This is a genomic window from Hyunsoonleella pacifica, assembly GCF_004310335.1.
GTDB classification, from domain to species: domain Bacteria; phylum Bacteroidota; class Bacteroidia; order Flavobacteriales; family Flavobacteriaceae; genus Jejuia; species Jejuia pacifica.
The window spans coordinates 19,982-31,834 of sequence record NZ_SIRS01000007.1 but is presented as its reverse complement, the minus strand read 5'-3'; the positions used below and the strand labels follow the sequence as shown (position 1 = coordinate 31,834).

General features: G+C 31.5%; 11 protein-coding genes. 8 read left to right on the top strand and 3 right to left on the bottom strand.

Going from position 1 to position 11,853, the window contains the following annotated elements; genetic code table 11:
* Window positions 1–3: 3 nt before the first annotated feature.
* Window positions 4–849 carry a transketolase gene (locus EYD46_RS15980; RefSeq protein ID WP_130938176.1) on the bottom strand — a complete coding sequence of 282 codons (846 nt, stop codon included), beginning with the start codon at window positions 847–849 and terminating at the stop codon, window positions 4–6.
* Between the two features lie 160 nt (window positions 850–1,009).
* Here EYD46_RS15980 and tgt point away from each other — a divergent pair, with 160 nt between their 5' ends.
* From tgt to EYD46_RS15950, 6 genes are all read left to right on the top strand, one after another.
* Window positions 1,010–2,140: a tRNA guanosine(34) transglycosylase Tgt gene (gene tgt, locus EYD46_RS15975; protein WP_130938175.1), complete on the top strand. Its 1,131-nt coding sequence runs from the start codon at window positions 1,010–1,012 to the stop codon at window positions 2,138–2,140.
* A gap of 12 nt (window positions 2,141–2,152) precedes the next feature.
* A complete protein-coding gene (locus EYD46_RS15970; protein WP_130938174.1) occupies window positions 2,153–3,229 on the top strand; it encodes an LptF/LptG family permease in 1,077 nt (358 codons plus the stop codon).
* On the top strand, window positions 3,216–4,115 hold the full coding sequence (locus EYD46_RS15965) for a DMT family transporter (RefSeq protein WP_130938173.1): 900 nt from the start codon (window positions 3,216–3,218) through the stop codon (window positions 4,113–4,115). Before EYD46_RS15970 ends, EYD46_RS15965 begins: the two co-directional genes overlap by 14 nt.
* A gap of 67 nt (window positions 4,116–4,182) precedes the next feature.
* Window positions 4,183–5,136, top strand: coding sequence for an acetyl-CoA carboxylase carboxyltransferase subunit alpha (locus EYD46_RS15960; protein WP_130938172.1), 954 nt, complete (start codon window positions 4,183–4,185; stop codon window positions 5,134–5,136).
* A gap of 167 nt (window positions 5,137–5,303) precedes the next feature.
* On the top strand, window positions 5,304–6,845 hold the full coding sequence (dnaB, locus tag EYD46_RS15955) for a replicative DNA helicase (RefSeq protein WP_130938171.1): 1,542 nt from the start codon (window positions 5,304–5,306) through the stop codon (window positions 6,843–6,845).
* 122 nt (window positions 6,846–6,967) lie between these two features.
* A complete protein-coding gene (locus EYD46_RS15950) occupies window positions 6,968–8,152 on the top strand; it encodes an asparagine synthetase B (RefSeq protein ID WP_130938375.1) in 1,185 nt (394 codons plus the stop codon).
* On the opposite strand, the gene EYD46_RS15945 is transcribed toward EYD46_RS15950, so the two are convergent.
* Window positions 8,153–8,623: a hypothetical protein gene (locus tag EYD46_RS15945; RefSeq protein WP_130938170.1), complete on the bottom strand. Its 471-nt coding sequence runs from the start codon at window positions 8,621–8,623 to the stop codon at window positions 8,153–8,155.
* Window positions 8,624–8,706: 83 nt separating this feature from the next.
* Window positions 8,707–9,513, bottom strand: coding sequence for an HAD family hydrolase (locus EYD46_RS15940; RefSeq protein ID WP_130938169.1), 807 nt, complete (start codon window positions 9,511–9,513; stop codon window positions 8,707–8,709).
* Between the two features lie 203 nt (window positions 9,514–9,716).
* On the opposite strand from EYD46_RS15940, the gene EYD46_RS15935 reads away from it, so the two are divergent.
* Together EYD46_RS15935 and EYD46_RS15930 are read left to right on the top strand one after the other, a co-directional pair.
* A complete protein-coding gene (locus tag EYD46_RS15935; RefSeq protein WP_130938168.1) occupies window positions 9,717–10,163 on the top strand; it encodes a hypothetical protein in 447 nt (148 codons plus the stop codon).
* Between the two features lie 274 nt (window positions 10,164–10,437).
* The gene (locus EYD46_RS15930) at window positions 10,438–11,760 is read left to right on the top strand and encodes a hypothetical protein (protein ID WP_308807871.1); all 1,323 of its coding nucleotides are present in this window, start codon (window positions 10,438–10,440) and stop codon (window positions 11,758–11,760) included.
* Window positions 11,761–11,853: the final 93 nt, after the last annotated feature.

The following is an 11,853-nucleotide window of genomic DNA, read 5'->3' as shown; positions in this document are numbered from 1 at the left end:
TGGTTAATAATCGCCTAAAGTTTCAGGGTTTTGTTCTAAACCAACAGCTAATTGCTCATCGTTTGGTGCTTTACCATGCCAAGCATGTGTATGCATCATAAAATCTACGCCATTCCCCATAACAGTTTTAAGTAAAACACAAATAGGTTTTCCTTTACCAGTTTCAGCTTTAGCTTTAGCCATACCGTCTATAACAGCATCAAGATTATTACCTTCTTCAATTTCCAATACAGTCCATCCAAAAGCTTCAAACTTAGCTTTTATACTTCCCATAGGTAAAACATCATCTGTAGAGCCGTCAATTTGTTGACCATTTAAATCTATAGTAGAAATTAAATTATCCACTTTTTTAGCTGAAGCATACATAATGGCTTCCCAATTTTGTCCTTCTTGCAACTCACCATCGCCATGTAAAGAATATACAATCTTATCATCGTTGTTCATTTTCTTAGCTTGAGCAGCACCAATAGCAACAGACATACCTTGCCCTAAAGAACCAGAAGCAATCCTTACGCCAGGTAAGCCTTCATGAGTAGTTGGGTGACCTTGAAGGCGAGAATCAATCAATCTAAACGTATTTAATTCTTCAACAGGAAAATATCCTGCTCTTGCCAAAACACTATAAAACACAGGAGAAATATGTCCGTTAGATAAAAAGAATAAATCCTCTCCAATTCCGTCCATATCAAATGTGTCCTTTCTATCCATAATTTCGTTGTAAAGCGCAACGAAAAATTCGGTACAACCTAAAGACCCTCCTGGATGCCCAGAATTTACTTTATGCACCTGTCTTAAGATATCTCTTCGTACTTGTGTGCAGATATCTTCTAAGTGTTTAATGTTTGGCATGTTAAATGATTATTTTTTGCGCGACAAAAATAGGGGATTAGAACAGTTTTACAAAGTATTAACATTCTATTTTTTATAAAACTACTTAAACGTTAAGTAGTGTTGATTAGTTTATTTTTTTTGCCATAAAATATGTAGGTTTGCGCATTGGTAAAAGGTTATGAAATTCGATTTAAAACATAAAGATGTAAACAGTAAAGCGAGAGGAGGAAAGATTACTACTGATCATGGTATAATTGAAACTCCTATTTTTATGCCTGTTGGCACAGTAGCAACTGTTAAAGGAGTACATCAACGTGAACTGAAGAATGATATTAATCCGGATGTCATATTAGGAAATACATATCATTTGTATTTACGTCCACAAACCAATATAATTGAAAAGGCTGGTGGTTTACATAAGTTTATGAATTGGGATAGAAATATTTTAACCGATTCTGGAGGCTATCAAGTGTATTCTCTTTCTGCTAATAGAAAAATTAAAGAAGAAGGTGTGAAATTTAAATCTCATATAGACGGCAGTTACCACACATTTACACCAGAGAATGTCATGGAAATTCAGCGTACCATTGGTGCTGATATTATTATGGCTTTTGATGAGTGTACACCTTATCCTTGTGATTATAATTATGCTAAGCGCTCCATGCACATGACGCATCGGTGGCTGGATAGATGCATTAAGCATTTGGAAAAAACACCATTAAAGTATGATTACAATCAAGCATTTTTTCCAATAGTTCAAGGAAGTACTTATAAAGATTTACGAATACAATCTGCTGAATATATAGCAAATGCAGGAGCAGTAGGTAATGCCATTGGAGGATTATCAGTAGGAGAGCCTGCTGAGGAAATGTATGCCATGACAGAAGTTGTTTGTAATGTTTTACCAGAAGATAAACCTAGATATTTGATGGGAGTTGGCACACCAATCAATATTTTAGAAAATATTGCGTTAGGTATTGATATGTTTGATTGTGTAATGCCAACACGAAATGCGAGAAATGGTATGTTATTTACGGCTCATGGTACCATAAATATAAAAAACAAGAAATGGGAGGATGATTTTTCTCCTATTGATGGAATGGGTATCACTTTTGTGGATACAGAGTATAGTAAAGCTTATTTAAGACATTTGTTTACAGTAAACGAATTATTAGGAAAACAAATAGCAACGATACATAATTTAGGATTTTATTTGTGGTTGGTTAGAGAAGCAAGAAAACATATTTTAGCAGGAGATTTTTCGGAATGGAAAAATATAATGGTAAAACAAATGGATAAGAGGTTATAATAATTATACAGCGTGAAAATATTAGACTGGTACATATTAAAGCGTTATTTATTTACATTTTTGATGATGTTATTACTGTTTATTCCAATTGGAATTACAGTAAATTTAGCTGAAAAAATAGGTAAGATTTTAGATAACGATGTACCTTTTAATGAAGTGGCATTGTTTTATTTAGATTTTACAATTTATTTTGCCAACTTACTATTTCCTCTATTTTTGTTTCTATCTGTAATTTGGTTTACATCAAAGCTTGCCAATAATACAGAAATCGTTGCATTTTTGAGTTCAGGGGTATCTTTTTCAAGGTTTTTAAAGCCTTATATATATGGTGCTACAATTGTATCGATTTTTGCCCTTATTCTCGGAATGTTTTTAGCACCAGAGGCTAGCAAAGGATTTAATGAGTTTGATTATAAATATTTTAAAAGAGGTAAGAGTGCAGTTGATAATAAAAATGTATATCGTCAAATAAATGATACCGATTTTATTTATGTAAGTAGTTATGATTCAAAGAATAAAAAGGGACAAAACTTTACTCTGGAGCATTTAGAGGATAATGAATTGAAGTATAAAATCAGTTCCCGAAGTATACAATATGTAGAAAAGGATACTACATATAGACTAATAGATTATGTAAAACGCAAAATAGGTACTCTAGGAGATACCCTAGAGATTGAAAGAAGAAAAGATACTTTATTTTCTTTTGAAGCTGAAGATCTTACTCCAGTAATTTACATAGCAGAAACATTACCTTATCCAGAACTAGTAGATTTTATAAAAAAAGAAGAAGCTAGAGGGTCTTCAAACATAGGGCGCTACAAGTTAGTACTATACAGAAAATGGAGTTTGCCAGTTTCTATTTTTATATTAACCATTATAGCTGTGGCAGTATCATCTATAAAGCGAAGAGGTGGTATGGGAGTAAACTTAGCACTTGGAATTTGTATTGCTATGATATTTGTGTTTTTTGATAAGATTTTTGGTGTAATGGCTCAACAATCTAACTTCCCGCCAGTAATAGCAGTATGGTTTCCCAATTTCATTTTTGGTATTTTAGCTATATATCTATTATATAATGCTAAGCGCTAAATTTAAGAACTATCTTCATTTACATCTTTTAGTTTTTATTGCGGGTTTTACAGCCATTTTAGGAAAAGAAATCTCAATTACAGCTATTCCTTTAGTTTGGTTTCGCATGTCTATAGCTGCTATACTAATGTACCTCTATATAGTAGTTAGAAAAGTTAAATTAAAAATAGACAAAACATCATTAGTAAAATTATGCTTAGCAGGTATTATCATAGCATTACACTGGATTACTTTTTTTGCAGCCATTGATGCTGCTAACGTTTCTATTGCGTTAGCTATGTTTTCAACAGGAGCTTTTTTTGCTTCCATTATTGAGCCTATTTTTTATAAGAGAAAAATTATAGGGTATGAAATACTATTTGGAATTTTGGTTATAGTAGGTGTCTTTATAATTATGCAAAGTGAAATAAAATATCTAAAAGGTATAATATTAGGTGTTTCATCTGCATTTTTTTCATCATTCTTTGCTGTTTTAAATGGTGTTTTTCTCAAAAAATACTCTGCAACAGTAATATCGTTTTATGAATTTATCAGTGGCGTAATATTCATTTCTATATTTATCTTATGTTTTGGAGAAGGCTTTTCAGTAGGCTTTTTTCAGCTAAGCGGGAAAGATGTTTTGTATCTGTTTATACTAGCTTCTATATGTACAGCTTATGCTTTTATTGCGGCTGTTTATGTTATGAAATTTATAAGTCCATTCACAGTAGTACTTACTTATAACTTAGAACCTATTTATGGCATAATACTAGCAATAATCTTATATCCTGAAACAGAAAGAATGAGTACTAATTTTTATTATGGAGCTATGATAATCATTAGTACCGTTGTGCTAAATGGTATTTTAAAAAATAAACATGCATTCAAACGAAAACAAATACATTAATTTCTAAAATTGAAACAAAATAAATTCCTTAATTTTGTACGCTAACCAAAAACTGAGTTAAATTCTTATGGAATATTTAGAATTTGAATTACCAATAAAAGAGCTCGAAGATCAACTTCAAAAATGTAAGGTTATTGGAGAAGAAAGTGAAGTTGATGTCTCTGAAACTTGCGAGCAAATAGAGCAAAAGCTTAAAAAGACAACTACAGATATTTATAAAAACCTTAGCCCATGGCAACGTGTACAGTTATCAAGGCATCCTAATAGACCATATACGTTAGACTATATAAAGGCCATTTGTGGAGATACATTTTTAGAACTTCATGGGGATAGAAGTTTTAAAGATGATAAAGCAATGATTGGAGGTCTAGGGAAAATAGGAGACCAAAGTTACATGTTTATTGGACAGCAAAAAGGATATAATACTAAAACGCGACAATACAGAAATTTTGGAATGGCTAATCCTGAAGGGTATAGAAAAGCCCTGCGCTTAATGAAATCTGCTGAGAAATTCGGGATACCTGTAGTAACACTATTAGATACGCCAGGGGCTTACCCAGGACTTGAAGCAGAAGAAAGAGGTCAAGGAGAAGCCATAGCTCGAAATATTTTAGAAATGACTCGCCTTAAAGTACCTGTAATAACAATAGTAATAGGAGAAGGTGCATCTGGAGGCGCTTTAGGAATAGGTGTTGGAGATAAAGTATTAATGCTAGAAAACACATGGTATTCAGTTATTTCTCCAGAATCATGCTCTTCTATTTTATGGCGTAGTTGGGAACATAAAGAAAGAGCAGCAGAAGCTTTAAAGCTAACTGCTACAGATATGAAAAAACTAAAAATAGTAGACGATATTATTAAAGAACCTCTAGGAGGAGCTCATAGGGATAGGGAAAAAACTTTTAAAGCTGTAATTACTGCTATTGAAAAACATTACAGTGAGTTAAAAAACTTATCACCAACAGATCTTGTAAACCAACGTATGGAAAAATACTCCAATATGGGAGTGTATAAAGGATAACTTCTTTAAAACCAAAAGATAAAAAATCTGGAGTTTAGGCTTCAGGTTTTTTTTTATGGTTATCCACAAGATAATTAAGTTATCAACATTAATATTGTTGATGAAGCGTGTACAACCAAACACATAATTTTTAAAATACAATTCTTTATTTGTATATTTTCGTAGTTATGAAACAACCTAACCAAATAAAGGGATTTAAAGTAGATAAAAGTACAATCATTAACCTTGAAAAAGGAAAAATACCACCTCAAGCTATTGATTTAGAAGAGGTTGTGCTTGGTGCAATGATGATTGACAAAAAGGGTGTTGATGAGGTAATTGATATTTTAAGCCCTGATGCATTTTATAAAGAGGCGCATCAGTTGATTTTTGAAGCGATTTTTCAGTTATTTGAAGGAAGCGAACCTATAGACTTATTAACCGTTTCAACACAACTCAAGAAAAACGGAAGGTTAGAGATGATAGGGGGGGATTTTTATCTTATTTCTTTAACACAAAAAGTATCATCTTCTGCTCATATTGAGTTTCATGCGCGCATCATACTTCAAAAATTTATTCAAAGAAGTTTAATTAAAATTTCTAATGAAATTATTGAAGATTCGTATGATGAAACAAAGGATGTTTTTGATTTATTAGATAAAGCGGAATCAAAACTATACGAAGTTACACAAGGTAATATTAAAAAATCCAGTGAAACAGCACAGGAATTAGTAATTCAGGCCAAAAAGAAAATTGAGGAGATTTCCAATAAAGAAGGTTTAAGTGGTATTCCTACAGGGTTTCATAAATTAGATAAATTAACTTCTGGATGGCAACCTTCAGATTTAATTATAGTTGCAGCAAGGCCAGGTATGGGTAAAACAGCACTTACCTTGTCAATGGCTAGAAATATAGCTGTAGATCAAAATATTCCAGTGGCGTTCTTTTCATTAGAGATGGCATCAGTACAACTTATAACACGTTTAATATCTAGTGAAACAGGACTATCTTCAGAGAAATTAAGAACTGGTAAGCTTGAAAAACACGAATGGGAACAACTCAATGTAAAAGTTAAAGATTTAGAAAAAGCCCCATTATTCATTGATGATACACCATCATTATCAATTTTTGATTTAAGAGCAAAAGCACGTCGTTTATCATCCCAGCATGGTATTAAACTGATAATGATTGATTATTTGCAGTTAATGACGGGAGGTAGTAGCCATGCAGGAAATCGTGAGCAGGAAATCTCTATGATTTCCAGAAACCTAAAAGCATTGGCTAAAGAGTTAAATGTGCCAGTTATTGCTTTATCGCAGTTATCTAGAGCCGTTGAAACTCGTGGAGGAAGTAAACGACCTTTACTGTCTGATTTACGTGAATCTGGTGCGATTGAGCAGGATGCGGATATTGTGAGTTTTATTTACAGACCAGAATATTATAAGATTGACGAATGGGACGATGAAGAAAGATCTCCTACTGAAGGACAAGCAGAATTTATTATTGCAAAACACAGAAATGGTGGTTTAGAAAACATTAGACTAAAGTTTATTGGGCACTTAGGTAAGTTTGATAATTTAGATGATTTTGATTCTCCTTTTGAGTTTCATAGTAAAATGAATGCAGCTGCTAATGATGATACATTTAAAGCCGATAATTTTACAGCAAGCCCAGACCAAGCCTTTGGAAGCTCGTTTAACGATGATGATGATAACGATGTTCCTTTTTAACATTTGATTAATTCGCTTAGGTTGTTTTTTTCTTTATCTTTCGACTTATGAAGAAAGCCCTGATATTTTCTATAATATTATTTTTTAGCATCAAAATTCACGCATCCTACATTCTCATTCCAATGGATGCAGAAAGCCAAAAAAATCATTTGAAAGCTTATGGGATAACCTATTGGACGTTAGAGAAACAATTAAAAGTAAAGTGGCTATTAAATTATAGAGGCGGGTCTTTTTTATTACCTGACACTGACGTAATCCAACAAGAATGTCAAATTCGAGGCGTGTCTTTTGAAGTTATTTCAAATGGAAAAGCAGAAAATATTCTTGAAGAAATAGCAAGCCCAAGCCAGAATATGGAAGCCGTAGTATTAGAAAAGGCACCAAAAATAGCAGTGTATACGCCTAAAGGTAAATTACCTTGGGATGATGCTGTTACAATGGTTTTAAAGTATGCTGAGATTCCCTACGAAACAGTTTATGATGAAGAAGTTTTAAATGATGGCCTTCTACTATTCGATTGGCTACATTTACATCATGAAGATTTTACAGGACAGTATGGTAAATTTTATGGGATGTATCGTTCTTCTTCATGGTATATACAAGAAAAAAAAGAAGCAGAAGCTCTTGCAGTAAAGTTAGGATATGCGAAAGTGTCTGATGCAAAATTAGATGTAGCATTAAAAATAAGAAACTACGTTTTAGGAGGAGGTTTTATGTTTGCTATGTGTAGTGCCACGGATAGTTTTGATATTGCACTTGCAGTAGAAGGTATTGATATTTGTGAACCTATGTTTGATGGAGATGGAAGCGATCCAGCGTATCAGAATAGAATTGATTATAATAAAACTTTTGCTTTCACAGACTTTCTATTAGAAAGAAGCCCTAAGGTTTATGAGTTCTCATCTATAGATACTACTAGAAAGAGGGCTATATCTAAGACAACAGACTATTTTTCATTAATGGAGTTTTCAGCAAAATGGGATCCTATCCCAACCATGTTATGTCAAAGTCATACAGCATTGGTTAAGGGATTTATGGGGCAAACTACTGCGTTTACACGAGATGAGATAAAATCAAATGTACTAGTAATGGGAGAAAATCGTACTAATGGAGAAGCCAAATACATTCACGGTATTAAAGGAAAAGGATTCTTTACATTTTATGGAGGGCATGATCCTGAAGATTACCAGCATAGAGTAGGCGATGCGAAAACGGAATTAGATTTACATCCAACCTCACCTGGTTATCGCTTAATTCTTAACAATGTATTATTTCCTGCAGCAAAAAAGAAAAAGCAAAAAACTTAATTAATTGTCAGATTCAGTGATTACTTTGCGTTTAAAAGTATAAACAAAGCCATCTGAGATAGTATTTCCGTCCGATTTTATATTCTGGCTAATAATTAAGTCATTTTCACTAGGAGTGAGTAACCCAGCATATTCATTTCCATCAATAAAAAGGATGGATTGTGTGTCGTATACTGGTATAGAAATAGGGTAGGTTCCTGTATCTAAACCATCTTCTAAAGATATATCCGTATTATTATTTTGTACTTGTAGTTCGCCACTACCTACAAGATCAACATTAAAAACCCATACAATAGTATCCATTTTAAAATCAATGTCAATACCAGCAATACCTCCAGAAACATTGGTTAAATGCCATTGGAATATCTCTTCATTTTGAACTGCTTGAAAATCTAAACTATCATCATTACCAATACTACAACTAAGTAGAAAAAATAATGATATAATGGGAATTAAAAACTTAAATTTCATAGTAAAAAAAATACTTTTTACTTTAAAGATGGTAAAAATAAAGAAAGGTTGCGTATTAAATATAAAACTTAAAGCTTAGAGGTTTATTTTTCTTTTTCTAACAAGAGTTTTTGAAGTACAGTTTCAACACCTAAATCGTTGTTACTTTTTGTCTGAAATCTTGCCGTAGATTTTACTTTAGGATGAGCATTTTCCATAGCAAAACTAAAATATGCACTTTCTAACATTTCAAGGTCATTATTATAATCTCCAAAAGCCAGAGTTTCTTCTGTACTAATATTATAGCGTTGCTGTATTTGTTTAATAGCGGTGCCTTTATTAGCAATATTTTCAGATATATCAACCCAATGTGTGGCAGATAATTTTACTTTAAAATTAGATTCTAATTCCTTAATGTGTGGATATATATACTTTTCCGAGCTTTCCTCATGAAATAAAGCAACTTTATATACTTCATCTTTAATTTCATTTGTATCATTTATTACTTTATAGTTATGGTAATATTCAGAGAGTAGATTTAATAATTGTTGAGACCTACTCATCACATAAGCCCTATTTCGAGTGCAAAAAACAGGATGTGCATTTTCAACTGTACTTATTATTGTTATTATTCTCTTTAAATTGTTTTCATTTATAGGATTAGAAAGAAATACACTATTTTGATGAATAGCTAAACCTCCATTTTCTGCAACAAAAATCATATTGTCTTTTATTTCAGACAATTTTTCTACCATACCATAATATGGTCTCCCGCTGGCTGCAACAAAAATTATATCGTGCTTAATTAATTTTTGAAAAAGTTGTAAAAATAAAGGACTTACTTCATGGTTGGTATTAAGTAGTGTACCATCCATATCAGTAACTACAAGTCTAACTTTTGATAAATTCATGCATTTGTTTTAAATCGTAAAAATACTTTATTTATGCATTTTAAATTTATATAAATTAATTAATTCTCTAGAAGATATTTTTTAATCATATTAGAATTTAAAGGAATTATTATTCAAGTAAAAATATTTTAAAAAAATCGACAAAACGCTTGTTTTTTACGATAAATTACATAATTTAGCAACCTAAACCCAAATCATAATCCATGAAAACGAAATTATTCTTCCTTAGTTTTTGCTTTATACTAATTTCTGGTATTGGTTTTGCTCAAAAAAAGAAACAGCCAAAAAGTATTATTAGTGATAACGTTGCTATAAAAAAATATCATAGTAAAGATGAGCTAGATAGAATGGCAAAAGGAGAGTTATTAGTACTTTACGTTGAAAGAATTGAAAGCTTAGTAAAATTAATGCCTTACATTGCCTTCGCCACTAAGCCTGGAGTTACAATGTCTACTTTAGGTATACCAAACGATAGTGATAATAGAAAAGCTTTAGATGATCAGTTTGATGCTACAGATGAGTTTTTAGAAAGAACATCAGAATTTCAAGAAAGAATATTACCTTATTCTGATACTGATGATTTAGTTTCAGCCATCATTTTTTATGAAGAAACATTGAAGTCTTTACACGAATATAGCGAATTTCATTAAGTGAATTTTTTGTTAGTTATAATGTAGTACAACCCAATTTTATTATTGGGTTTTTTATTGTCTTCCGTTTTATGATACTTCAATTTTTATAAAGAAAGATTATTCTTTCTTTATTGTTTTATATCTTTATTTAATGTATTTCATCGATTATTTTGAGATAATTCTATGAATAAATATGTGTTTCATCGAAATATTTGGTATTTCATAGATAATTCTATTATTTTTGATTATGTTGAATTGTAGGTATTTATCCCTCAACAGAAAAAATATAAGTATGATGAAAAACATTACTCAAATTATCTTAGTATTCCTGATTACCTTAAGTTGTTATGCGCAACAGGAAAAAGGTATAGTTGGAGAAAATAATTGGTTAAACAATTGGACACAATTTAAATCCAATAAAATTGATTATGGAGAGCCTACACAAATTTTGGCAGGAACTATATCTGAAAATGAAACATTAAAAAAGGGAGAAATCTATTTGCTTTTAGGAAGTGTTTTTGTGGCCCCAAACATTACTTTAACTATTGAACCAGGCTCTGTAATTTTAGGTGATTACAAGACAAATGGATCATTAACAATTTCTAAAGGGGCTAAAATTTTGGCTGAAGGTAAATCTACAGATCCTATAATATTTACTTCCAATAGAAGTGTTAAAAGAGCTGGAGATTGGGGAGGTTTAATACTTCTTGGAGACGCTCCTATTAACAGATATGGCTCTGGTTCTGTAGCATCTTTTTACCCTAATCTTAGTCCTGCAGATTATGCAAATACCAATTATGGAGGAGATGAAATATTGGGGTCTTCAGGTATTTTGAGGTATGTTCGTGTAGAATACGCAGGAAAGCGTATATCTCAAGATAAATATTTTAATGGACTCTTATTAGCCAGTGTTGGTGCAGCTACTGAAATTGATCATGTAATGATTAGTAATTCTGGTGAGGATGGATTTGAAGTTTGGGGAGGAAATGTTTCCTTATCAAATACAGTGTCATACAAATCAAAAGGAACGGATTTTAAATTTAATTATGGTACAGCGTCAATAATTTCAAATTCATTGGCTATTAGATCACCTTATGTTTCTAATGGTAGTGGAGATAGGTGTTTAGAAGTACTGTCATATTATAAAAAGGAGGAAATAGATTTTGAAAAAAGCAAAACTACAATAGAGGCTACAAATTTAACTTTTTTAAATTCTAGTAAAGATTTAGAAGCAGATATTAAGATGAACTTAGTACATGAAGCTATTTACGTAGGAGTAGATGCTGAATTAAACATGTCAAAAAGTGTGATTTCTGGTTTTAATCCAGCCGTTGTTTTAGATGAAAACATTCATGTAAATCAGAACAATTTGGAAAAAATAGGATTAAAGGAGATGTATTTTAATAATTGTAATGGTAACATTTTTGTTGAAAATAATGCTAATAATGATGATTTAGAGAATTGGTATGGGAATAGAGCTTTTTTCAATGTGTATTCTAAGAGTAATAACACTGAAACTTTTATAGCAGCAGATAATTATAAACGACCAGACTATAGACTTAGAATAAACAAAATTATAGCATCTAATATTGATAGAGAATCATTAGATGACTAAAAAAAGTATTAACTAATAATGTATGATATAACTCTAGGTATTTAATCTTGTAATACAAATCCAAAGCTTATTTGGACAAAATCTAATTCCTAG